Here is a 22,992-nt window from a genome sequence, read left to right on the forward strand (position 1 = left end):
CGCCGGGCGGCTACTCCCTCGCCTCGGCCTCCGCCCGGGCGAGGGCGAAGAGTTCGTGCAACGGCCGCGGCGGCAGGAGGTGGGTGAAGGGCCCTGTGACACTGTTGCCGCTGCCGGCGGTGGCCAGGTACAGGTCGAGCTTCGCCGTCTCCAGCGGGATGTGGGGGGCCTTGAGTTCGGTCCACGGGCCGGGTATGAACGCCGTCCGGCCCGCGCGGGCGCGTTTGCCGGTCTCGATCGCGCCGGAACCTTCGAGTTCGGCCTGGGCCTTCTTGTGCCGGGCGGCCGTCCAGCCGTTCCAGCGCCGTACGTTGCGGTCCGTCGGCCGTGCGAGGGTCAGGAGCTGGAGGTAGAGGGCCGCCGCCTCCGGCCCGACGGACAGCGCGCCGGAGACGTCGGCCACCAGTTCCGGGACGCTGTGGCGCGGGTCGGCCTCGTACGCGCCCGCCGGCACCGGCGTGGTCGCGGCGCGCTCGACGAGCCGTGCCAGGCCGCCGTCCTCCGCGTGCACCGCCTCGATCCGCCGCGCCTCGTCCTGGAGCGGGGCGTCGCTGCGCCGGGAGGCGGCCCCGGACGGGCGGAGGAAGGTGTCGCCGCCGGGCACGGCGACGACGAGGCACCCGTCGTCGTAGGCCGTCGACGGATTGTTCCGGCCGTACTCGGACGAGGTGTTCGGCAGGACGGTGCCTTCGTACGGGGTGAAGGCGGGGTCGTCGGGGGCCGTGCCCGCCAGGTCGTACCGCCGGCCCATGGGGAGGAGCATGCCCGGCGCGTCGAGCGTGCGGAGGACCTCGGCGCGGAGCCGGCGGGCGTGCGCCTGCGCCGGGTCGCCGACGGGACGCTCGGTCAGGAGCCAGGCCAGGACGGTGGCGGGCCCGGTGTGCGGGAGGTCCCAGGGCCGGACGACGCCTCCGGAGCTGCCGTCGTGCTCGATTCGGTGGAGGTCCAGGCCTCCGGTGCTGCCGCCGGTGAGGACGAAACGCGGACCGGAGCCGTCGGAGCGCGGTGCGGTGCCGGTGTCCTCGGCGTCGGCGTCGGCGGAGGGGGCGGCGTCGGCGGGGGCGGACAGGCGCTGGGCCCAGGCGACACCGAGCCCCAGGTCGGCGTCCAGGGCGGCGGCGAGGTCCTCGTCCGCGTACGGCCTTTGGCCGACGAGCCGGTTCCACGCCTCAGCCATCCGCTCGGCGGCCCGGACCTGGCCGCCGTCCGCCCACAGGTCGGCCGGGTCGTCGGGGACGCCGGCCGCGAGGACCTCGGCGCAGCCGGACGGACCGATCGTGTACGGCAGTCCGTTGTACACGTCGGTGACGTCCTTGTCGGCCTTGTACGGCGCGGAGCGCAGGAGCTTCTTGCGCTCGTCGTACCCCATGGGGCGGGGCAGTCCGGCGAGGACCAGCGTCGCGAGGGCGCGCCGGGCGCCGGTGCGGCGGGAGAAGGCGAGGACGGCGTCAGGGGTCACGGTCAGCGGCCCGTGCTCGTCGAGGAGTTCGAGGAGGCGGACCAGCCGGGAGGCGTCGTCGCGGCCGATGGTGACGGTCACGGTCTGGGGCTCGCTCGCCCGGTCGGGGTTGGTCACCTCCTCGCGGGTGATCGTGCCCGCGGGGGCGGGGGCGTCGGCGGGCTGGACGTACCGCACGGTCTTCGCCCAGTTGGCCGGTCCCGAGACGGCCGCCCGCAGGCCCGGGTCGCCGAAGGAGGCGGCGGGGGCACGGCCGGTGCGCCAGGTGCTGCCCCGTACGGCGAAGGGCTGGGCCGCCCAGGTCTCCAGCAGGGCGGTGAGCGCGGTCCGCCCGGGGTCGCCGGCGGGGGTCACGGCCGCGCGCCAGGCGGCGGCGTCGATGTGCCCGAGCAGGACGCTCCAGTCGTAGGGCGCGGACGACGGGGCGAGCCGGCGGGTCTCCTCGTCGAGAGCGCCGCCGAGGAAGGCGCCGTCGGCGGCGACGGAGGTGAGGGTGGCCGGGTAGGGCTGCGGGGCGCGGTGGTCGCCGTGGGCGCGGAACTCGGGGAGGAGGCCCCAGAGCGCGGGCACCAGCTCGGTGTCGGGGACCTGGGCGGGCAGCCGGACGGCGGGCCCGGACCGCATGATGGCGACGCGCCGCGACAGTTCCTCCCGGCGGCGCAGTACGTCCGCCGCCAGCCGGGCGGCCCGCTGGGCGGCGGCAGCGACGCGGGGGTCGGTCACCCCGGCCGGGGTGACGGCGGGGTCGGCGAGCAGGGCGGCGGCCGCCTCGTCGGTCAGGGCGCGCAGGGCGGCGGAGGACGCGGGGTGGCGCGGGGTGAGGAAGTGCCAGAAAGCGGGTGGCGGGAAGGGGCTGTCCGAGTGCGAACGGCCTGACGACCGGTGGCCGGGGGTGTCGGGGCCGGGGAATCCGTCGACCTCCCACAGCAGGGAGCCGTCCTCGGAGGCGTGGCAGCGGATGGCCGTCTCCTCGGCGAGCACGCCGTCCTCGCCCCCTTCCGGCAGGCGGACGATCCCCCAGGGCTCCTGGCCCGGCCGGGACACCCGGTAGGTGGCCGTGCGGCCGTCGACGCCCTCGACGACGAAGTCGGTGGGCGCTCCGCCGCGGTGGGCGGTGCGGTACAGCACCCGGCAGCCGGCCAGGTCGCCGTCCTGGCCCAGCGGGGACGCCGGGGCCCCGGGTGGCAGCGGTGCGAGGGTGGAGGCGCGGGCGAACAGGGCGGTGCCCGGCGGGTGTTCGCCGGCGGTGTGGAAGGCCGGGAGGGCGGTGTCCTCGGTCCGGGCGCCGGTGGCGGGGTCGAGGAGGGCCCATCCGCGGTGGTAGATCTCGGAGCTCCACATCCGGACGCCGTCGGACATCTGGAGTTCGAGGTCGGCGATGCCTTCGCGGCCGCCGGGGCGCAGGATCCGTTCGCCGTCGTGGCGGCCGCCGCCGTCGGCGCTCTCGAACTGGTAGCCCAGGCCGCCGTTGATGGAACCGCCGTAGCGGACGATGCCCTGGGCATTGTCCGGGACGAAGACGTCCTCGGGACGGTCGGTCCAGAAGGCGTGCCCGTTGTATCCGCCCCCGCTGGTCTTCCAGCTGACGAGGAACTGACCGCCGGCGTAGTGGACGCAGTGCGTGGTGGCGTCGTCCGGGACGGAGAACGTGGCGGAGGCGCGCGTTCCGGCGTGGTCGACGGCGACGGCTCGGGAGGACGAGAAGACGGTGAGCACCGGCCAAGTGCAGGTCACGCCCGCCACCTCGTCGCCGGGCCGCCGGTAGCCGGCCGCGAAGTCGGCGAGCACGCGGTCGAGTGCGGGCCAGCCCAGCTCGTCCGGGAGCCCGGCCCGCAGGGAACGGGCGAGCGGGCCGACGAGGTCCAGCTCCGCCAGGGCCTCCTCGATGCCGTCCAGCGCTGTCGCGGTGGGCCGGTCGAGCAGCGTGGCCAGTTCGTCCACCGCCTCGTCGGCGGCGCCCAGTCCGCCGCCGCGCAGCGCGTCGAGCAGGCCGTTGATCCGGCGGTGCACCTCGGTGGCGATGCCGGAGTTCTCGGGGAGGCGGGTGATCGCCGTACCGGGTGTGCGGGAGCCGGACATCCGTCCGCGCAGCAGCTCCTCGTGGACCGTGCCTTCGAGGCGGGGCCCGAAGACGGGGTCGGAGGCCAGGGCCTTGAGGTCGCGGCGGGAGTGGCCGCCCCAGAACTCCAGCCCCACGCCGGCGCCCGGATCCTCGACGGGGATGCCTTCGGCGAGGCAGGCGTCGAGCAGGTCGGCGTCCAGGCTGGTGTAGCGCCACTTGGTCCTGTGGAGGCACACGGGGACGTCCGCCGCGCGCAGCCGTGGCGCGAGGAGGGTCACGAAGTCGAACAGCTCCGGCGGCTTGGGCTGGCGTGTGATGCCGCCGTGCAGGGGGCGGTAGGCGTAGTCGCCGGCGAAGCGGCCCAGCCAGGCCGCGTGCCCGCCCTCGGGGACGATCCGGCCGGCCGCCAGCGCCTCGGAGGCGCCCGAGCGGAGCAGCAGGCGCAGCCAGGGGGCGGCATCGCCCTTGGCGAGGGGGAAGAGGTCCAGCAGGGCGGCGTTGACCTCGTCGCCCGGCGGGTGTTCCTCCAGTACGGCCGCCGCCGCGTCCAGCAGCGAGTCCGGCAGGGCCTTGCCGCGGGCCTGCGCGAGGACCTGGCCCAGGACCCGGGCGTCCTCGTCGGTGCCCAGCCCCGCGGCCCGCGCGGAGGCCTTGACGCGGCGTGCCAGGTCGGCCGGGAGCTCGCCGGGTGACACGGCCCACGCGGTCAGCAGCCGGACGTAGTCCTCGTGGGCCTCCTTCGGCGGGAAGGTCCCGGCGAGCCACCGCTGGTGCTCCGTCAGCTCCTTGGCGGGCAGCGCGCCGGCGCGGGCGAACAGCAGGGTGTTGGCCCGGTGGTAGTCGGCGTCGACCGGCAGCGCGTGCGTACGCTCCGCCTTCCGGGCCTCCCCGTACGCGCGTGCCGCGTGGCGCGGCGAGCGCAGCGCGGCGGTCAGCCAGTGGCCCACGGTGTCCCAGAACCACGGCAGATGGGCGGGCGGCAGCTGCCGGACGCGTACCGCCAGGCCGTCCAGGAACCGCCCCGGCTTCTCCCACGCCACGGGCAGCTCACCCCTCGCGGTGTCGAGCAACCGCCGTGCGGCGGGCTCGGCGCCGGGGTCGTGGGCGAGGACCCAGTCGACGTACAGGCTGGAGGAGAGGGGCGTCCCGGGAAGCGCGACAATCATGAAAACATCCTGACACGGGCCACTGACAGCGCCGAGGGCAGCAGTTGACGGGGTGTAAAGGACGGGCTCTGACTCCGTCAGCACTGCGTCAACCGGCGACCGTGAGGACCGCCCCGGGCCTACGGTCGCCACCATGGGACATGACCGTGATGGTGTGCCCACGAGCGGGCACCCCTGCGTGGTGCGGGACGGCAACTGGGCGGCCGACGTCCGGTTCGCCTGCTCCTGCGCGGCGGTGTTCTTCGGGATGCTGCTCGTGATCGACGCGGGCGCCGGGAGCCTCAGTCCTTGGCGGGTCGCGCTCTGGGCCGTACTGGCGGTACTGCTGCTCGCGGTGCTCACCCCGCCGAGGGTGTCGGCCCGCCCCGGCCTTCTGGTCTCGCGCGGCGTGTGGGGCGAGACCAGCGTGCGGACCGACCGCCTGGTGGCGGTGTGCCGGTCCGACGGGGTGGCGCGGCGCCTGGTGCTGCGGGACGCGGAGGGCGGCCGGGTGGAGCTCGACCCGCGGGTGCTGGTCGACAATCCGCCGCTGTGGCGCGTGGTCGACGAGGACGCCCGTGCGTGTCTGGCCGGAGGGCTGCTGCTGTGCGGCGCCGCCGCGCTGCGCCAGCTGGCGGTGGGTGTCGACCGGGAGACGGCCCGCGCGGTGTTCCGGGTGTCCGGCCTGGGGCCGCCCCTGGGGGTGTCCCCCGAGCGCGTCCACGACCTGCCGGGTGGCGAGCCGTAGGCGGTGGGCCAAGCCGCCCGTGCGCCGAGGCCCGATCCGGAACGGTCACCGAGGCAGCAGTACCGGTGACACATCGATCACCTCCGGCCTTGTGCGATCAGCCGTTAATGTCCGGGGTCTCCCGGGCGTCCAAGGGTGACGGCGCGTCCGCGCCGCGCTCTCTCACGGAAGATCGGGAGCCCTTGCATGACGTCGTCCCTGGACTGGGTCGGATTGGTCACGGCCGCGTTGAGCGCGGTGCACGCGCTGGGCGCCGTGCGGCGCCGGCCCTGGAGGCGGCTGGCTCGGCGGAGGCCGGGCACGGACCCGGGCCGGGGCCCGGGCAACGGAGCGGAGCGGGAGTGCCGGTGCCTGGTGCCCCGGGTGGCACGCTTCGAGGCGGCCGACGGGAGCGTACTGACCGTCTGGACGGTGCGGCATGCCCCAGAGGGGTGCCGCGGGGAGACCGGCCTGTGGTGAACGACGTACCCCCCGGGGAAACACTCCGGTTGGGCGGGAACCTCGGACAACGGCTGCTCGAGGTCTACCCGGCCTACATCGAGCGGGCGCCGGAAGCCCTGCGCCGGACCTTCGGCATGTCGCTGGTCCAGGGCCAGGACGTCGCCCAGGAGGCGTTCCTCCGGGTGGCCCGCGCCTGCCTGGCGGGGCGCGCGGCACCGCGCAAGCACCTGATGGCCTACCTGCTGGGCGCGGCCCACAACCTGGCCGTCAGCACGTTCCGCCGCGAACGGGTGGTGATCGTGGCGGACAGCGTCCTGACCCAGTTGCAGGACCACCGGATGCCGCCGCCGGCCGCGGACCTGCGCGTGCTGCACGAGGTGGTCGTACCGGCCATCGAGGAGATGGCACCCGGCTCGCGGAAACGAATCGTCGAACTCCAGGCCAAGGGCCTGGAGGACCGGGAGATCGCCGAAGCCCTCGGAATATCCCTGGAGAACCTGAGGGTCCAGCGGCACAACGCGATCGTCGAACTGCGGCGCAGGCTCCGGCGGCATTGCCGCACACAGCGGCGGAAGAACACGGCGGTGCACGGAAAGGGAATCAGGTGAGTGATGTGAGCAGGTACGACGGTCCCCGGGACGAGCGCTCGGAACCGCCGGTTCCGGCCGGGCTCACCGCGCTGCTGGACGAGTTGGAGGGGACGAGGGACTTCTGGGACCGACCGCACGGCCCCTGGGGCCCGGCACCGGCGGGTGCGGAGGAATGCGGGACGGAGACGCGGGCCGAGGACGGGCGGACCGAGGAGGAGCGGGGCCTGGCGAACTCCTGCTACCGGCTGGGGTCCAGGGCCCTGCGCCGCGACGAGCTGGCGACGGCGGCGGCCTGGCTCGGCCGGGCCGCCGAACTGGGCCACCCGGGGGCGCTGTTCCGGCTGGCGGTCGTCGTCCACCGCCGGTTCGGCGACGAGGGCCGTGACGACGCCGCGTTCCTCGTCGCCGAGGCGGCACGCCACGGGCACGGCGACGCCGAGGCGCTGCTGTACGCGACGACCGCCGGGGCGGAGGGCCTGGCGCAGGGTCCCGCCCAGGACCCGGAGTTCGCCGACGACGTCCGCACCGCCCTCGGCCTGCCGTCCACGGCGCCGCAGCCAGAACCCGAAGCTCCGGTTCCGGCCCCCGCTCCCGCTCCGGCCCCCGCTCCAGCTCCCGTTCCGGCTCCCGCTCCGGTTCCGGGGCCTGCTCCTGCTCCTGCTCCTGCTCCTGCTGACGAGTCGTGCCCCCTTCAGGACGCCACCGAGGCCGACACAAGCGCCCCGCCGTCCCGGCTCGTCGCGCCGCCGTCCGCACGTGCCGGCGGGCTGTGGGTCCCCGCCCACCCCGGGGGCAGCCGCCTGTGGACACCGGCCCCACTGAGGTCCCCGGCGCTGACCGGTCTCGCGCGGCAGGTGCCCTCGGCCCAGGAGTCGGCACAGCGGTCGGCGCACCGGTGGCAGCAGGCCCTGCGCGTGCTGGACGTGCTCCGCGCCATCGGCGACGCCGACGGGCCACTGAGCCCCGGGCAGATCGCCCGCGGCACCGGCGTGGACGCACCGTCGCTCGACCACCTGCTGGCCTGGCTGGCCGAGCAGGGTCTGGTGGCCGTCCCCGAGCCCGGTGCGTACAGCACCGGTCCACTCCTGCGGGCCTGGGCGCGGCACGAGGGCGCCGAGCGCGAGGACGCCCTGCGGCGGGTCCTCTCCGGTCTCCGGGACCGCGTCGGGGCGGCGGTGTACGTGAGCCGCTACACGGACGGGGAGGTGCGGATCATCCAGTGCGCGGCGGGTCCCGGCACGCCCGCGGTGCGCGAGTGGGTGCCCTTCCGCGAGGCCGCGCACGCCAGTGCCGTGGGCAAGAGCCTGCTGGCGCAGCTCGACTTCGAGGACCGTATGGAGCACCTCGACCGGCGTCGTCCGGTTCCACTGACCTCGCGCACCATCACCGATCACCGCCACCTGTTCCGGGCCCTCGACCACTACGGGCCGCAGGCGGCCCAGTTCGACCTGCTCGAGTACTCCAACGACGAGGTGTGCGTCGCCTTCCCCCTCACCGTGGCGGGCCGGGCGGGGGCCGTGGCGCTGTCGCTGCCCGTCGCCCGGCAGCACCGGCTCCTCGAGGCGGCCGATGCCCTGAGCAACCGTTCTGCGAGCCTGCTGGCGGCCCTGCTGCTCACGGAGGATCCGCCCGGGGGCGACGTCGCCCGGGACGAAGGGCCGGACACGGAGGCGAAAGCCGAGGTCGGGGCTGGGGCCGAGGCGTCCGTTCAGGTGTCGGCACGACCCCCTGACGGGCAAGCGGTACCCCTCGGGAGGCATGGGGACCGGGTGTAAGGGGCACGCGGGCTGCATGGCCGGTGACACGGACGACGACATGCGGGTTCGGCGCCCCGGGGCGAGCGGGCATCGGGCGGTACCGCACACGGCTGACGTACGCGTCGAGGCGTGGGGCGGGAGCCGCGAGCAGTGTCTGGTGGAGGCGGTGCTCGGCATGGTCGAGTGCTTCGCGGACATCTCGGCGACGCGGGCCACGGCCGTGCGTCAGGTGCAGATGCCCGAGGGGAGCGACGACGACCTGCTGGCCGCCCTGCTCGACGAGGTGGTGTTCCGCCTGGAGGTGGACGGTGACGTGCCGGTGGACGTCGAGGTGGAGACGGTGGACGACGGACTCGACGTACGGCTGGCGGTGACGGACGTGCGGTCGGTGCCAATCACCGGCGCCGTCCCGAAGGCCGTGTCCTGGCACGAGCTGCACCTCGCGCCGGGCCCCTACGGATGGTCCTGCGCGGTGACGGTCGACGTCTGAGCCGACGGGCGGAAGCACGACGGGACGCGGATGGACGGCGCACGGGTGGACGCGGGCGGACCGGTGCCAGGGACGTGACGCACACGGCTCAGCCCTTGACGACGCCCACCGGGACCAGACGGGCCACCTTCCGGCACAGGCCGGCGCCCTGGCCCGCCTCCACCACCGCGGTGACGTCCTTGTACGCCTCCGGGGCCTCCTCCGCCAGGCCGCGCGACGAGGCGGGGCGCACCGCGATGCCGTCCGCCTCCAGCCGCGCCCGTACCTGGGGGCCTCCGGTGGTCCGCGCGGCCTGGTGGCGGCTCATGACCCGGCCGGCGCCGTGGCAGGTGGAGTGGAAGGCGTCACCGCCCGGGACCCCGGTGAGGACGTACGAGGCGGTTCCCATGGTGCCGGGTATCAGGACCGGCTGCCCCACGGCGCGCAGGTCCTCGGGCAGCTCCGGGTGTCCGGGCGGGAAGGCCCGGGTGGCGCCCTTGCGGTGGACGCACAGCGTGCGGGGCTCGCCGTCCACGGTGTGGGTCTCGACCTTGGCGAGGTTGTGGGACACGTCGTACACGAGCGTGAGGCGGGCGCCCGCCTCGCGCCGGAGGACGCGGCGGGCCGCCTGGGCGAGGAGCTGCCGGTTGGCGCGCCCGTAGTTGGCCGCCGCGGCCATGGCGCCGAGGTAGGCGCGGCCCTCGGGCGAGGCGACCGGGGTGCAGGCCAGTTGGCGGTCCGGTACGGCGATCCCGTACCGCGCCATGGCCCGGTCCATCGCCCGGACGTGGTCCGAGCAGACCTGGTGCCCCAGCCCGCGCGACCCGCAGTGGATCATCACGCACACCTGGCCGGGAGCGAGCCCGAACGCGCCGGCCACGCGTTCGTCGTAGATCTCGGTGACCTCCTGGACCTCCAGGAAGTGGTTGCCCGACCCGAGGCTCCCGAGCTGCCCGGTGCCGCGCTCGCGGGCCCGGGCGCCCACCTGGCCGGGGTCGGCGTCGGCGACGTGCCCGCCGTCCTCGCAGCGCCACAGGTCGCGTTCCTCGCCGTGGCCCTCCTCCACCGCGTACCGGGAGCCGCCCGCGAGGATCCGCTCCAGCTGGTGCCCGCCCGGCCGCCAGAGCCCGCCGGGTCCCGCGCCGCGCGGTACCGCCCGGCCCAGGCCGTCCATGAGGGACCGCAGGACCGGCTCCAGCGTCCGCCGGTCGCAGTCGGCGGCCAGCAGCCGCACCCCGCAGGAGATGTCGAAGCCGACGCCTCCGGGCGAGACCACACCCCCGTCGTCGACGGCGGTGGCGGCGACCCCGCCAATGGGGAAGCCGTACCCCCAGTGGACGTCGGGCATGGCGTACGAGGCGGTCACGATGCCCGGCAGGGTCGCGACGTTGGCGACCTGCTCCAGTGACTTCTCCGCGTCCCGCATCAGTTCCGCGGAGGCGAACACCACCCCAGGGACCCGCATGTCTCCCTCACGGCGGATGCGGAAGCGGTAGGGGCCCTCCTGCACGTACTCCATCGCAGCCTCCCAAGGCGGCTCGCACGGCTGCCACTCCCCCGCCGCTGCCCGCGGGGCGCCGCCCGTCACTGTCTCCGCCCGTCACCGTCTCCGCCCGCGCGTCCGGGGTTCCCCGCGCGCCCCCGGCCAAACGCACCGGTGACCGGCCGGGCGGCTGCTAGCTTCGTACGCCATGCGATCACGTGACTACGACCTGGACTTCCGTGACCGGTCGCGGCGAATACGGGCCTGGGGCATCGGGCTGTTGTCGGTGGCCGGGGTTCTGTGGACCTGGTGCGCCCTGTTGTTGCTCACGCCGTACCAGGTCGACGAGGAGCCCGACGACCGGCACCCCAGGGAGTGCGAATCGCGGCTGTTCACCGACGGTGCCACCTCCAACGACGGTATTTGGCGCGGCGACCACTGCGCGAGCGAACGGGACTGGCCCGAGGCCCTCGGCGTGCTCGCGCTGTCGGTGCCGGTGTCGACGGCCGGCGCGGTGCTGGTCGCCGTCGGCTCCCTCAGCACCCGGATGAGCGCCCACGCCGAGGCCATGCGCACGCTGGACGCGCTCGCCGACCGTCCGGCGAAGTGACGGGGCGACGGGATTCCGGTGGACCGTTCCGGGCACGCGGGACGTAGGAGCCGGAGCCCGGTGACCGGGACCGGGTGACCGGAGGCGAGGGCCGGTGGAGATGCCCCGTGACTCCCCCCACGCCCCGGCGAGGGCGCCCGATCGCACGTCGCCGTACCGCCCGCCGTACCCCTTCCTTCGCGGAGGCGCGGGTCGCGGGTCTGCCGATGGTCCCGGTGGCGTACGAACGGCACGGGGACGGTGAGCCGCTGGTGCTGCTGCACGGGGCGGCCGACGACCGCCGGGCCTGGGACGGCGTCGTACCCCTGCTCGGCGCACACGACACCGTCGTTGTGGACCTTCCGGGCTTCGGCGACTCACCCGAACCGGATCCGGCCGTTCCGCGTGACCTGGAGACGACGGTGGCCTGGATGGGTGCGCTGTTCACCGCGCTCGCGGTGGAGCGGCCGCACGTCGCCGGCCATTCGCTGGGTGGTCTGATCGCGCTCCGGCTGGCCCAGGCGGGGCTGGCCCGCAGTGTGACGGCGCTGGCCCCGGCCGGGTTCTGGACCGTCGCCGAGCGGAGGTACGCGTACGCCGTGCTGGCTCTCACCGGGCAGAGCGCCTCGCTCCGGGGCACGCTCCGGGCGGGCCGGACGCCCGTGCTGTTCCGCGGGGACGTTCCCGGTGTGCCCGTCGCCATCGCCTGGGGCGCTCGGGATCCCCTTCTGCCCCGGTGGCAGGCCGCGCGGGCGAAGGCCATGATCCCCGGGGCGAAGGTGGTGATCCTGCCCGGCTGCGGGCACGTCCCGATGTCCCGGGCGCCGCACCTGGTCGCATGCGTCCTGCTCAGCACGGCGTGCGCGACCGGCAGCACCGGCGGGACCGGCCCGACCGGCACACCCGGTTCCGGCCGGTGAACCGCGGTGATCCCCTCAAGCAGGAGCGCGAACCTCCCGGTCCGTCACCGGGCGGCGGCGGAGGTGGGCGTGCTGGGAGGCGTCGGCGTCTCGTACGACGAGGCGTTGAGGACGACCGTCAGGACCAGCCCCACCAGCGCGATGACCACCAGAATGATGGTGGCCCTCCTGCGCCAGTGCCGTTCGGGCGGTCCCGGATCAGCAGCGGGGCCCGCCCCGGAGGCCGCCCCGGAGACCTGCTCGCTGAGCGTGCTCAGGCGGGCGGCGAGATCGGGGTCCTCACTGGTGAGACCGCGCTCTATCTGCGCGAGGATGCGTCCTTCCGACTCGTGTTCCATGGCAGCCACCTGCTTCACGGGAAGGCTTCACGCGCGGGTCAACGACTCGTCTACCGAGTATTTTCCCCCATCTCGCCTTCCTGCACCCGGCCGGGACGACCGTTTCCGCCGGGCCGGTCACGCCGCGGCTCGTGATCCGTCAAATCGTTCGATCGGAAGCCGCCGGCCACCTAGCATGACCTGCCATGCTCACCAATGCAGAGATCGTTTCCCGTGCCCTGGACCGGATCACGGCCGGTTACGTCTTCCCCGGAAAGACCGCCCACATCGACGCCACGGTCCGGCGCCACCTCACGGCCGGGGACTACGACGACCTGGAGGGCCCGGCCCTCTGCGAGGCGGTGACCGCCCACCTCCAGGAGGCCTGCTCCGACAAGCACCTCAGGCTGTTGTGGACGGACGAGCCGCTGGACCTGAACCCCGCGGTCCAGGACGAGGGACGGGCGGCGTTCCTGGAACTGCTCCGGTCGGAGAACCAGGGCATCAGCCGCTTCGAACGGCTGGAGGGGAACGTCGGGCTGATCGGCCTGCGGTGGATAGCGGACGCGGGCCAGGGCGCCCGGGCGATCGGTGCGGCCATGGAGCTGGTCGCCCTCAGCTCCGCCCTGATCCTCGACCTCCGCGCGTGCCGGGGCGGCGCTCCCGAGGGCGCGGCGATGTGGTGCAGCTACTTCTTCGCCGACGACCAGGTGCACCTCAACGACATCTACGACCGCGGCACCGGCTCCACCCGCCAGTTCTGGACCGCCTCGCACCTTCCGGCGCCCCGCTACCTGGACCGGCCGGTGTACGTCCTGACCAGCGCGCTCACCTTCTCGGGCGGCGAGGACGTGGCGTACACCCTGCAGGCGTACGGGCGGGCGGTCGTGGTGGGCGAGACGACCCGCGGCGGCGCCCATCCGACGGACCGGTACGCGGTCACCGAACACATCCAGGTGACGGTTCCCAACGCCCGTACGGTCAACGCCGTCACCGGCACCAACTGGGAGGGCGTCGGAGTGGCCCCGGACGTCGCCGTCCCCGCCGCCGACGCGCTCGACACGGCCCACAAGACCGCCCTGGGCCTGGTCGGTGCGCACAGGACCTAGGGTGCGGCCATGAGCAGCGCACGGCGTGTCGAGGTGAGCCGGGGCCAGGTGCTGGCCCACCGGGTGGCGGCGCACGGCTTCGACCGCTCCTCCCCCGCGCCCGGCGTACTCGCGCTGGGCGTGCAGGACACGCCGTACGGGTCCGCCCAACTGGCCCTGGCCGCGCGGGGCGCGTCACGCGAGGGGCTGGATCTCGTCTGGTCCTTCCGCGGGGCGCCGCACCTGCACCGGCGCGCGGCCCTGCCGGCGCTCGCCCGCGCCCTGTGGCCGCTGGACGACACCGACGCGACGGCGCGGATCGACACCGCGGTGATCAGGGAGGGGGCGCGGCTCGGCACCGAGGCGTTCCGGGTCACCGCCGAGGCGTTCCGTGCGGCGGTGACCTCGGAGATGTCCAAGGGCGACGTCAGTACGGCCGTCAGCGCGGCCGTACCGGGGTCGCTGACGTACTGGTGCGAACGGTGCGGGGCCCGGCACGTCTCCGGGCTGCTCTTCCAGCAGGCCGGGCTCTTCGGCGCGATCGGGGTGGCCCCGCGGGGGAACGGCACGGTGCTCGCACCGCTGAGCACGAGGTATCCCGTTCCCGCCGTCGCCGCCGGCACGGGCGAGCTGGTCCGCGCCTACCTGCGCCATCTCGGTCCCGCCACGCCCGCCGAGGTGGCGAAGTTCCTCGGCACGAAGCCGGCGGTGGTCAGGGCCGTGTGGCCGGGTGACGACCTGTCCGAGGTGTGGGTGGACGGCCGGCGGGCCTGGCTGCCGGCCTCCGAGCTGGACGCGCTGCTGTCGGCGAAGGGGCGACGCCTGGTGCGGCTGTTGCCGCCGGGGGACCCGTTCCTCCAGGCACGGGACCGGGCGTTGCTGGTGCCCGACCAGAGCCGGGAGCGGGAGATCTGGCGGGCGATCGGCGGGCCGGGCGCGCTGCTGGTCGGTTCCGAACTCGTCGGCATCTGGCGCGCCAGGGCCGCCGGTCGTGGGCTCGACCTCACGGTCACACCCTTCTCGGCGCTTTCCGCCTCGGTCCGCGCGCGGGTGGAGGCCGAAGCGGCGACGGTCGCCTCGGGGCGCGGCGCGACGGACGTACGGGTGCGGATCGCCGGGTGAGGACCGCCGCGCCCGCCGGAGAGGGGCGGGCGGACCGATCCCGGTAGGGAGACGTCCCGGCGGCCCCTGCCGGGCAGGGGCCGCCGGGGATCAGTCCGCTCCGGGTCAGGCGGAGACGATGTTCTCGGCCTGCGGCCCCTTGCGGCCCTCGGTGACGTCGAAGGTCACCTTCTGGCCCTCCGTCAGTTCCCGGAAGCCGGCGCCGCTGATGTGCGAGTAGTGGGCGAAGACGTCCGGCCCGCCGCTGTCCTGGGCGATGAAGCCGAAGCCCTTCTCGCTGTTGAACCACTTGACCGTTCCAGTAGCCATGTTCGGCCTCCTATCCGTGAACGGCCCGCACGGTGCGGGCCCCTAGAGTGCGGGCCCGACAAGAGGTGTGACAGCACAAACGCCCGTGATCGCGATCACGGGCGCACACTTCGGAACCACGACTTCTCCACCTCCGACCGTACCCGAACAGTGCTCGTGCCGCTACGCAGCGCACATGGCGCGGGCGTGTGTCGCTCACGGTCTCGCGTGGCGCGTCGGGGGCTCCGAGGGCACGCTGAGAGAGGGGCCTTCCCGAGCTTGGCGCATCAAGGAGGTGGCTTCCCCATGACGGATCCGAGCGGTTCGAGGAACCCCGCCGCCGACCCGGCGGCCCGGGGCAAGACGACCATCGCCGACGGGGTCGTCGTGAAGATCGCCGGAATGGCGGCCCGAGAGGTGGACGGCGTCCACGCCCTGGGCGGCGGACTGGCCCGTACCGTGGGCGCGGTACGCGACCGGGTCCCCGGCGGACGGTCGAGCGTCACGCGCGGCGTCAAGGTGGAGGTCGGCGAGCGGCAGAGCGCCATCGACCTCGAACTCGTCGTCGAGTACGGCGTGGCCATCTCCGACGTGGCCGGCGAGGTGCGCGAGAACGTCGTGGAGGCGGTCGAGCGCATGACGGGCCTGGAGGTGGTCGAGGTGAACATCGCCGTCGACGACGTGCACCTGCCCGACGACGAGGAGGACAGCGAGGAGTCGTCGTCCGAGGGCCGCGTCCGCTAAGCGCGTCCACCGGACCGAGGTCACACACCCGAACCGTCGTCCCGCACATGGCCGCCGGGGGCACCGGACCACCCAGTCGCGCGACCGGCCGGGCAGCGCCCCGCACGGCGAGAACCGCGCCGCCGCTGCCCGGCCGCCACCTGTCCGACCCGACCCGTCACATCGGGTCGACGTTCCCGCCCGCGATGTCGCGCTCCTTCTCGCTCTGCTCCTTGAGCCGGTGCGCCTTGTCCCGCAGCCGCTTGCCCTCCTGCGGGTCGGTCGCGCGTTCCGCCGCCTGCTCCAACTCCTGCGCCTTGGCGCGCATCTGGTGGATCCGGCTGCTGGGTTCGTCCGCCATGCTCATGTTTCACGCCTGCTTTCCGTTGCGTACCGTCCGGGGTGCTCGAAGCCGGGCGCAACCAGACAAACAGAGCCCTCCGCCCTTCGCATCCCGGAGGGTCACGTACGGTCACCGGGCGTGCGGCTCCTCGTCGGGGGTAACGGAAGCTGAGGCGGACCTACCTGAGTTGGGGGTTGGTGATGGCGCGGACCGTGCTGCGCGACAAGACGGTGCCGGACGGGCGGGGACGGTCCCGGTGGGGCCGGGCGGCGGCCATGCTGCTGGCCTTCGTGGCGATGGTGGGCTTCGCCGTGGTGCTGGCCCGGTTGACCCTGGAACCGTCGGCCGCCTCGGAGTCCCTGACACACAGCAACCTGCGTCCGGGTGACTCGATCCGCGACTACCTGTCGCAACCCGCCTTCCGGGACACGGTCAAGCAGCTCGGCGGCAACATCGTGCTGGGCATCCCGTTCGGCGTCCTGCTGCCGGTGCTGGTGCCCCGCGCACGCGGTCTTCTGCGGGTGGCGGTGGTCACCGCCCTGGTGATGCTGTCGGTCGAGCTCGTCCAGGGCGCCCTCATCACCGGGCGGGCCTTCGACATCGACGACGTACTGCTCAACACGACGGGCGCGCTGCTCGGCTACCTGCTGATCGGCCGCCGGCTCGGCCGGGCCGTCCACCCGCGGCGCAGCCACTGGTGGCACCGCTTCACCCGGCGGCCGTCGAGGACACCGGCCAAGCACACCGACTGAGGGCGCCGGGCGCCGATCGGGGGCGCCCGGCCGGCCCACGCCGCTGCGTCAGAAGAACGCCGGGTCACCCGCGACGTTGACGGCCACGAAGTACGCCCGCGCCGCGTTCACGCAGTTGAAGTGAGCCAGCGGCGTGTAGGAGGTGTCCTGGCAGACCCGCTCCATCTCGGTGCGGAACCGGCCGTCGATCCAGTTCTTGGTCTCGCGGGTGGGGTCGAGCGCCAGTCCGTGGTTGGCCCCGTAGTTGCGGTACCCGAAGTCGTGCTGGACGCAGGCCGGGCGGAAGACCTCGCTGTACGGGGCGTAGCCGGTGGGTACGGAGCAGCCGTCGGTGCTCCAGTCGAACGGCTCCACGCGCGGCGTGCGGGCGAAGTCCCGGTACGTGAGGTTCATGATCCGGTCCGCCTCCTCCCGGAGGGTCGCTTCGGCGACGACGGGGAAGAGGGTGTCGGCGGTGTCGGCGGCACTGGTGCCGGCCGCGGCGATCACGCCGCTCAGGGCGGTGGTGGTGACGAACGCGAGCGCGGCGGCGGTGGAGCGGAGCTTCCGGCGCATCAGGCCTCCAGGTGGTCGGTCGTGGGCGGAGGGAGCCCGCCCAGGACTGCAACGACCGGCCGGAAGGGAGGTTGCTGAAGATCCCCCGGTACGCCGAACGGCACACGGGGGGAGGAATACGCCGGGTGGGCGGCCGGCCGTCGCTCCGGCCGCCGGCGCGGGTCAGATGCGCCAGCCGCGCAGCCGGTCGGCCGCCTGGTAGACGGTCGTCTTCGCCGCCTGGATGTCGCGGACCAGCTCCACGAGGGCGCCGTACGGGGCGTCGATGCCCTCGCCGGAGGCGTGCATGTAGGCGACGGCGACCTGGCAGGCGTACAGGGAGTTGCGGTGGGGCAGCGGCTGAAGGCGCACGAGCGTGTGCAGGAGGGCGGCCGCGCGCCAGGCGGGGTCGGGTTCGGCCGTCGTGGGGCGCGGGATGCGGGTCTTGTGCCGGGCGACGGCCGCGACGAGCGCGGAGTAGTCGGCGACGGACACGTCCTCGGGGACCGCCTGCTCCTGTACGTCGAGGAGCCAGGGGACGTCGATGTAGAGCGCCATCAGGCGGCCGCGCCTCCCTGCCGGTCCTCGGCTCCCCGCAGATCCTCGGCCCGGGGCATCTCGTCGGGGAAGGCCTCGTCGAACTCGGCGCGATGGGCCTCACCCCAGGAGACGGCGTAGCGGACGAACTGTCGCCGCTGCCGCTCCCGGAGGGGCAGGTCGTGGACGTACTGCTTGAGTGACTTGCCTTCGGCGGCCGCCGCGGCGCGGACCTCCTCCAGCTCCTCGTCGGTGAAGGTGATGTTCAAGGACGGCATACCTCGATGGTACCTAGTAGGTACCAGACCGGCCAGGGGTCCCGGCAGCGCGACAAGCGCGTCCAGGTCGCCTCCACGGGTCGCGGCGAGGAACTCCACCGTTGCCGCGCGGCGGCCCGCGGGGTGCGCTCCGGCTCAAGCGGGGTGCCCCGGGGAGAGGTCGGCGACGTCACCGAACATGACGAGCGGGGGCCGCCCGGGCGCTTTCGGAGACGCCTCGACGGGGTCCAGGAGGAACCCGACATGGTCCCCGCCCTCGATCTGGTCCTGCACATGGCCGACGAACCAGGCGCAGGCGTCGGTCAGTACGGGCGCGTCGCCGTGGCCGTGGCGCCAGGCGACCCGCTGGAACTTGTCGACCTCGTCACCGGTCTCGCCGCCGAACAGCCGGGCGACGTCGAGCTGTTCGCGGTGGAGGAGGTGCACGGCGAGGTGGGTGGCTCGGCGTGCCACCCGGTAGGTCCGGTTGGCCTTGGACAGCCAGACGGTGAACCGGGGCGGCTGGATCGAGCACTGGGAAGCGAATCCGACGAGACAGCCGGCCCGCTCCCCGCCGGCCACGGCTGTCACGACGTACATCGGGTAGTCCAGCAGGTCACTGAACGCATCGAGTTCGGCCACGGGACGACCCTAGCCCCGCGCGGCCGGAATCCGCGACCGCCCCGTCCCGCTTCGGCGCGGAGCGGGGCAGGGCGGGCGGTGGGTTCCGGGCGTCAGCGCACCCAGATGTTCATGACGGGCGAGACGACGCGCTTGCGGCTGTCGACGAGGCGCAGCTTGTTGTGGCCCTTCATGCCCAGCATGACGCGCATGCTGTACGTGGAGCGGGACGTGGTGTTCATCGAGGCGGGGAGCGACACCCAGCGCTTGCCCTGCTTCTGCTGGAGGGTGACCTTGCTGCCGGGCCGCAGGCCGGTCACCACGCCGCGGATGCGGAACTGCTGCCAGGCTCTGACGCTCTTCGCCGTGACCTTGGCCGACGCACTGAGGGCGGTGCCCGCCACCGGCTTCTTCGGCGCGGAGGCCGGGGACGAGACCGCGACGGCGGTGCCGACCGAGCCGGCGATGAGCGCGGCGGCGGAGATTCCGGCGCCCCAGGTACGTGCGAACTGACCCATTGCTATGTCTCCCAAGCGTAGGGGGGTGGCTTCAGCGGGCTCACCATAAGCACGTAGGTCGATAACCGGATTATTCGACACGAACCAGATAATCCATCCAGCGTCAGCCCCAGTGCTGGGAGTAGTGCGCCTGGAGGCGGTGACGGTCGATGCGCCCCGCGAAGAGCCAGCGGGTGGCGATCAGGCCGAGCAGGCTCACCCCGATGACGGCCAGCCCCGGAACGATGCGCCGCCCCTCGACGACGACCCCGGCGATGGTCCACTGCCCCGTGGCTCCCGGCGGCGCCAGGCCCTGCGCGGGCGGCACGGCGGCTTCTCCGGCACCGGCCCCGGTGCCCGTACCGGTGCCGCTGCCGGCCCCGGCCGCGTCGCCGGGTGAGGACGGCGGGGCCGGAGAGGCGGACGGGGCGGCAGCGGTGTTCCCCCGGGCGGCGATGCGTCCGTCGATCACCCGGACGCCCAGCGCCGTCAGCGCGGACGTCACCGGCTGGAAGAACGTCATGCCGCCCTCCGAGCAGTCGCCGTTGCCGCCCGAGGTCACCCCGAGGGCGAGGCCCTCGGCGAGCAACGGTCCGCCGCTGTCGCCGGGTTCGGCGCAGACGGTGGTCGCGATCAGGCCGGTCACCGTGCCCTCGCGGTAGTTCACCGTGGCGTCCAGCGCGGTGACCCGGCCGGAGCGCAGGCCCGTGGTGCTGCCGCTGCGGAAGACCTGCTGGCCCACGACGGGGTCGGCCGCGCCGATGACGGGCACGGTCTTGCCCTGCCCGATGTCGACGGCGTTGCTGCCGTCGAAGGCACCTCGGTCGTCGTACCGGACCAGGGAGAAGTCCTTGCCGGGGAAGTTCCGGGCGATCGTGGTGCCCAACTGGCCACTTCCCGCCTGGGTGTTGCGGAACCAGGGGGTTCCCACCGGTCCGCAGTGCCCCGCCGTCAGCATGAAGTTGTCGCGGCCGTCGGTGACGTTGAACCCCACCGAGCAGCGGCCGGTACCGTTGAAGATGGGCACGGCGCCGTTGACCCGGGTGGTGAAGGCGCCGTCGGTCCGCTGCATCCGGACGAAGTCCCCCGCCCGCTCCGCGACGTCGGTCATGCGCGACCAGTCGGCGGCGGAGACGGTGCGGTCGGCGTACACCTTCACCTCGTTGGAGGCGTAGTCCGTCACCCAGGCGGTGCCGGGAACTCTGGGGGCCTGCGCCAGGGTCTTCCTCGCGGAGTCGAGCTCCCGCATGCTGTGCCGCTTCACCTCGGCCCGCGCTCCGGCCCGCCGTACCTCGGCGGCCGTGGCGTCGTCGGTCACGGCGACGACCGGGCGGCCGTCCGCCCCGATCCAGCTTCCGGCCGTGCGCGACGTGCCCAGCCGGGCGACGAGGTCCGCTGCCGGGGCCGGGGTTCCGGCCGCCGTGCGGCCGTCCGTCGCCGGCTCCCCCGCCACCGCCTGCGACACCATCAGCCCGCCGCAGAGCAGTCCCCCGACGGCCGCCAGCCTGATGGCCCGCCGGAGGGTGCGCCGCCCGTGCTTCATCCAAGGCCCCCAATGCCGTACCGGTGCGAAACGGAAGGCCGTCTCGCGGAAGGTCGCCCTTCCATACGTGCCGACGCACCGTTCGGTTCACCGGTCAGCCGCCCCCGGGTGTCACCAGCCCCGTCTCGTAGGCGACCACGACGGCCTGGGCGCGGCTGTCGAGGCCCAGTTTGCCCATGGCACGGTTCAGGTGCGTCTTGACGGTGGCCTCGCTGATGAAGAGTTCACCGGCGATCTCCAGGTTGCTCAGACCGCGCGCGGTCAGTCGCAGCACCTCGGTCTCGCGGCCGGTCAACACGGCGAGGTCGGCGGGCGGTTCGGGCGCCCCGGCGGACACGCGGTCCGCGAACGCCTCGACCAGGCGCCTGGTGACGCTGGGCGCGAAGAGTGCGTCACCGCAGCCGACCGCGGCGACCGCCGCGAGCAGCCGCTCGGGGCCGGAGTCCTTGAGCAGGAAGCCCGAGGCACCCGCGCGCAGCGCCCCGTACACGTACTCGTCCAGGTCGAAGGTGGTCAGCACCAGCACCCTGGGCGGTGGCCCGGGCGCCTCGGCGAGGATCTTCTCGGTGGCCGCGATGCCACCCATGCCGGGCATCCGGATGTCCATCAGCACCACGTCGGGGCGGGTCTCGGCGACCAGGGCGAGGGCCTCCTCCCCGTCACCGGCCTCGCCCACCACCTCGACGCCGGGCGCGGCCCGCAGCAGCCCCACCAGGCCGGCCCTGATGAGGTACTGGTCGTCGACGACGAGCACCCTGGTCATTCCGACGCGCCGTCCCCCTGCCGTGCGGTGCGGGTGGAGGTCGGCAGGGTCAGCCTCACGGCGTAACCCCCCTCGCTCCGCGGGCCGATGCTGATCGTCCCTCCGTACAGCTTGGCCCGCTCCCGCATCCCGATCAAGCCGTGTCCGCCGCCCGTCGGTACTCTGTCCTGAATCACCCCCCGTCCGTCGTCCGTGACCGCCACCGCCACGTGGTGCGGGTGGTAGTGGACCTCCACCAGCGCACGGCAACCCGGCGCGTGCTTCAGGACGTTCGTCAGGGCCTCCTGTACGACGCGGTACGCGCACAGGTCCACGCCTGGTGGCAGCGGGCGCGGCACACCGCCCACCCGTACCTCGACGGGCACTCCCCCGGCCCGTACGCGTCCGGCCATCTCCTCCAGCCGGGCGAGGCCGGGCATGGGCGCGGCGGGGCCGCCGTCCTCGTCGGCCCGCAGCACCTGGAGCACGCGCCGGAGTTCCTCCAGGGCCTCGGCGCTGGTCCCGGCGATGGTGCCGAGGGCGGTGCGGGCGGTGTCGGGGTCGGAGTCGAAGACGAAGCGGGCCAGCCCGACCTGGACCGAGATCACGGACATGTGGTGGGCGACGACGTCGTGGAGTTCGCGCGCGATCCGGCCGCGTTCCCCGGCGACCTCGCGGCGGGCCCGTTCCTCCTGCTCGTCCCGCAGCCGGCGGGCCAGCTCGGCGGACCGGCGGGCGACGTGCCCGAAGCGGACCAGTACCAGGGAGAAGCCGAGCGCCTGGCCGACGACGGACGGCATGGCGGCACGCTCGCTGAGGAGACCCGCGTAGATCCACACGGCGCTCATCAGGGCCGCGCAGCCGGCCGCTGTGCGCAGGGGGCGCAGGGAGGCGACGGTGTAGAGGGTGAGCATGGGGGCGAAGGAGTTCACGACGGGCCAGTAGCCGGCGCTGACGTACACGGTCCACATCGCCAGGACGAAGAGGCAGACGGCGACGGGTGCCCTGCCCCGCACCACGACCGGCACATTGACCAGTCCCACCAGCAGGTGGCCCGCGAGGTCGAGCGGGGGCCACCCCTGGCTCGTGGCCTCCTGGCCGAGCAGCACGGCCACGCTGGTCAGCGCCGCGGTGATCAGACCGTCGGCGGCAAGGGGGCGGATCCGCATCGCCGCAGCGTAACGCGGGCCGCGAAAGTGCGACGTCAACCCTCCGCAGTACAGCGGAAGTTGCAGGAACCCCGGGCCTGCCGCGAGAGGTGGCCACGAAGGTCGAACCGGCGTGGGACGACGCCACCGGCGGGCCGCCGTAGGTTCGTGCACCAGCAGCACCAGCACGGGCATTGCGGCGGCGCGGACGGAAGGAGACGAACGACATGAACACACGCACGGCGAATCTCCACGAGAACGGGGCCCGGGGCCTCCCCGCGAGGAAGGCGGGCCGGCGCGTCGCGCTGGGCGCGGTGGCGCTCGCCGCGGCGGCCACCGCCGTCATGGCGCCGTCGGCCGGCGCCGCGCCGTCGGCCGACGCCGGGGTCGCCGCGGCCTGCACGGCCTGGCGGACCATCCAGGTCGACGACAACGCGGCGGGCGTGAAGTACCGCGAGTGCGACCGGTACAGCGGCCTCGACACCCAGACCAAGGCCCAGCTCTACATCTGGGACAACCGGCACGACGGCAAGATCGCCCAGGTCTGGACGGCCACCGGGTCCAACCTGAACGGCACCTGGCACCAGAGCTGGCACAAGTACTACACGTGGGGCAACGAGGCCCACCACAGTCCGCTGGTGGACACCGGCTGGCACAAGGGCCACGACGTGAAGGTGCTGCTCAAGAACGTCCGCGGCTGATCCACCGGCGGGGGATGCGACGGTGCTCCGCCCTCCGGGGGGAGGGCAGAGCACCGTCACGCGATCGGGGCGCTCCCGGTTCCGGTACGCATGGATCGGTGTGGGCGGGTACCCGG

At 74.0% G+C, this 22,992-nt stretch carries 24 protein-coding genes; 11 read left to right on the plus strand and 13 right to left on the minus strand.

What is annotated here, in order from left to right; translation table 11 throughout:
- Positions 1 to 10: 10 nt before the first annotated feature.
- Entirely contained in the window at positions 11 to 4,687 is a 4,677-nt protein-coding gene (locus EIZ62_RS32670) for a hypothetical protein (protein WP_156690736.1), read from the minus strand.
- Between the two features lie 133 nt (positions 4,688 to 4,820).
- Here EIZ62_RS32670 and EIZ62_RS00510 point away from each other — a divergent pair, with 133 nt between their 5' ends.
- The 4 genes from EIZ62_RS00510 (at position 4,821) to EIZ62_RS00525 (ending at position 8,692) form a co-directional block, all read left to right on the plus strand.
- Positions 4,821 to 5,414 carry a hypothetical protein gene (locus tag EIZ62_RS00510; protein ID WP_244375323.1) on the plus strand — a complete coding sequence of 198 codons (594 nt, stop codon included), beginning with the start codon at positions 4,821 to 4,823 and terminating at the stop codon, positions 5,412 to 5,414.
- A 455-nt stretch (positions 5,415 to 5,869) separates the two neighbouring features.
- Positions 5,870 to 6,463, plus strand: coding sequence for an RNA polymerase sigma factor (locus EIZ62_RS00515; RefSeq protein WP_208827720.1), 594 nt, complete (start codon positions 5,870 to 5,872; stop codon positions 6,461 to 6,463).
- A 5-nt stretch (positions 6,464 to 6,468) separates the two neighbouring features.
- Complete coding sequence (locus EIZ62_RS00520; RefSeq protein WP_156690738.1) at positions 6,469 to 8,220, plus strand: IclR family transcriptional regulator domain-containing protein; 1,752 nt, start codon at positions 6,469 to 6,471, stop codon at positions 8,218 to 8,220.
- Positions 8,221 to 8,236: 16 nt separating this feature from the next.
- Complete coding sequence (locus EIZ62_RS00525; RefSeq protein ID WP_156690739.1) at positions 8,237 to 8,692, plus strand: archease; 456 nt, start codon at positions 8,237 to 8,239, stop codon at positions 8,690 to 8,692.
- Between the two features lie 88 nt (positions 8,693 to 8,780).
- Here EIZ62_RS00525 and EIZ62_RS00530 read toward each other — a convergent pair whose 3' ends face one another.
- Entirely contained in the window at positions 8,781 to 10,190 is a 1,410-nt protein-coding gene (locus EIZ62_RS00530) for an RtcB family protein (protein ID WP_156690740.1), read from the minus strand.
- Between the two features lie 172 nt (positions 10,191 to 10,362).
- Between EIZ62_RS00530 and EIZ62_RS00535 the strand changes: the two genes are divergently transcribed.
- Together EIZ62_RS00535 and EIZ62_RS00540 are read left to right on the plus strand one after the other, a co-directional pair.
- On the plus strand, positions 10,363 to 10,764 hold the full coding sequence (locus tag EIZ62_RS00535) for a hypothetical protein (RefSeq protein WP_156690741.1): 402 nt from the start codon (positions 10,363 to 10,365) through the stop codon (positions 10,762 to 10,764).
- Between the two features lie 206 nt (positions 10,765 to 10,970).
- Positions 10,971 to 11,663 carry an alpha/beta fold hydrolase gene (locus EIZ62_RS00540; RefSeq protein WP_156696115.1) on the plus strand — a complete coding sequence of 231 codons (693 nt, stop codon included), beginning with the start codon at positions 10,971 to 10,973 and terminating at the stop codon, positions 11,661 to 11,663.
- Between the two features lie 44 nt (positions 11,664 to 11,707).
- Here the strand turns inward: EIZ62_RS00540 and EIZ62_RS00545 are convergent, their stop codons facing one another.
- Positions 11,708 to 12,001, minus strand: coding sequence for a DUF3040 domain-containing protein (locus EIZ62_RS00545; protein WP_156690742.1), 294 nt, complete (start codon positions 11,999 to 12,001; stop codon positions 11,708 to 11,710).
- A gap of 185 nt (positions 12,002 to 12,186) precedes the next feature.
- Between EIZ62_RS00545 and EIZ62_RS00550 the strand changes: the two genes are divergently transcribed.
- The gene (locus EIZ62_RS00550; protein ID WP_156690743.1) at positions 12,187 to 13,089 is read left to right on the plus strand and encodes a S41 family peptidase; all 903 of its coding nucleotides are present in this window, start codon (positions 12,187 to 12,189) and stop codon (positions 13,087 to 13,089) included.
- 9 nt (positions 13,090 to 13,098) lie between these two features.
- Positions 13,099 to 14,190: a DNA glycosylase AlkZ-like family protein gene (locus EIZ62_RS00555; RefSeq protein WP_156690744.1), complete on the plus strand. Its 1,092-nt coding sequence runs from the start codon at positions 13,099 to 13,101 to the stop codon at positions 14,188 to 14,190.
- Positions 14,191 to 14,295: 105 nt separating this feature from the next.
- Here the strand turns inward: EIZ62_RS00555 and EIZ62_RS00560 are convergent, their stop codons facing one another.
- Positions 14,296 to 14,499, minus strand: coding sequence for a cold-shock protein (locus EIZ62_RS00560; RefSeq protein WP_156690745.1), 204 nt, complete (start codon positions 14,497 to 14,499; stop codon positions 14,296 to 14,298).
- Positions 14,500 to 14,784: 285 nt separating this feature from the next.
- On the opposite strand from EIZ62_RS00560, the gene EIZ62_RS00565 reads away from it, so the two are divergent.
- Entirely contained in the window at positions 14,785 to 15,222 is a 438-nt protein-coding gene (locus EIZ62_RS00565; protein ID WP_156690746.1) for an Asp23/Gls24 family envelope stress response protein, read from the plus strand.
- 157 nt (positions 15,223 to 15,379) lie between these two features.
- Here the strand turns inward: EIZ62_RS00565 and EIZ62_RS00570 are convergent, their stop codons facing one another.
- Complete coding sequence (locus EIZ62_RS00570) at positions 15,380 to 15,568, minus strand: DUF6381 family protein (protein WP_156690747.1); 189 nt, start codon at positions 15,566 to 15,568, stop codon at positions 15,380 to 15,382.
- 176 nt (positions 15,569 to 15,744) lie between these two features.
- On the opposite strand from EIZ62_RS00570, the gene EIZ62_RS00575 reads away from it, so the two are divergent.
- On the plus strand, positions 15,745 to 16,296 hold the full coding sequence (locus tag EIZ62_RS00575) for a VanZ family protein (protein ID WP_341873915.1): 552 nt from the start codon (positions 15,745 to 15,747) through the stop codon (positions 16,294 to 16,296).
- Positions 16,297 to 16,344: 48 nt separating this feature from the next.
- Here EIZ62_RS00575 and EIZ62_RS00580 read toward each other — a convergent pair whose 3' ends face one another.
- The 8 genes from EIZ62_RS00580 to EIZ62_RS00615 form a co-directional block, all read right to left on the minus strand.
- Positions 16,345 to 16,851, minus strand: coding sequence for a phospholipase A2 (locus EIZ62_RS00580; protein ID WP_156690748.1), 507 nt, complete (start codon positions 16,849 to 16,851; stop codon positions 16,345 to 16,347).
- A gap of 162 nt (positions 16,852 to 17,013) precedes the next feature.
- Positions 17,014 to 17,388 (minus strand): toxin Doc, encoded by a 375-nt coding sequence (locus tag EIZ62_RS00585; RefSeq protein ID WP_156690749.1) that lies wholly within the window; start codon positions 17,386 to 17,388, stop codon positions 17,014 to 17,016.
- The gene (locus EIZ62_RS00590) at positions 17,388 to 17,645 is read right to left on the minus strand and encodes a hypothetical protein (protein WP_156690750.1); all 258 of its coding nucleotides are present in this window, start codon (positions 17,643 to 17,645) and stop codon (positions 17,388 to 17,390) included. Before EIZ62_RS00590 ends, EIZ62_RS00585 begins: the two co-directional genes overlap by 1 nt.
- 135 nt (positions 17,646 to 17,780) lie before the next feature.
- Entirely contained in the window at positions 17,781 to 18,266 is a 486-nt protein-coding gene (locus tag EIZ62_RS00595) for a flavin reductase family protein (RefSeq protein WP_208827722.1), read from the minus strand.
- Between the two features lie 92 nt (positions 18,267 to 18,358).
- The gene (locus EIZ62_RS00600) at positions 18,359 to 18,763 is read right to left on the minus strand and encodes a hypothetical protein (RefSeq protein ID WP_156690751.1); all 405 of its coding nucleotides are present in this window, start codon (positions 18,761 to 18,763) and stop codon (positions 18,359 to 18,361) included.
- Between the two features lie 103 nt (positions 18,764 to 18,866).
- Entirely contained in the window at positions 18,867 to 20,285 is a 1,419-nt protein-coding gene (locus EIZ62_RS00605) for a S1 family peptidase (RefSeq protein ID WP_156690752.1), read from the minus strand.
- A 94-nt stretch (positions 20,286 to 20,379) separates the two neighbouring features.
- Complete coding sequence (locus EIZ62_RS00610) at positions 20,380 to 21,048, minus strand: response regulator (RefSeq protein ID WP_156690753.1); 669 nt, start codon at positions 21,046 to 21,048, stop codon at positions 20,380 to 20,382.
- Positions 21,045 to 22,196, minus strand: a complete 1,152-nt coding sequence (locus EIZ62_RS00615) for a sensor histidine kinase (RefSeq protein ID WP_156690754.1) — start codon at positions 22,194 to 22,196, stop codon at positions 21,045 to 21,047. The genes EIZ62_RS00610 and EIZ62_RS00615 overlap by 4 nt, the downstream gene beginning before the upstream one ends.
- A gap of 206 nt (positions 22,197 to 22,402) precedes the next feature.
- Here EIZ62_RS00615 and EIZ62_RS00620 point away from each other — a divergent pair, with 206 nt between their 5' ends.
- Positions 22,403 to 22,876 (plus strand): hypothetical protein, encoded by a 474-nt coding sequence (locus tag EIZ62_RS00620; protein WP_156690755.1) that lies wholly within the window; start codon positions 22,403 to 22,405, stop codon positions 22,874 to 22,876.
- Positions 22,877 to 22,992 lie beyond the last annotated feature (116 nt).

The organism is Streptomyces ficellus (assembly GCF_009739905.1).
In the GTDB taxonomy this organism is placed as follows: domain Bacteria; phylum Actinomycetota; class Actinomycetes; order Streptomycetales; family Streptomycetaceae; genus Streptomyces; species Streptomyces ficellus_A.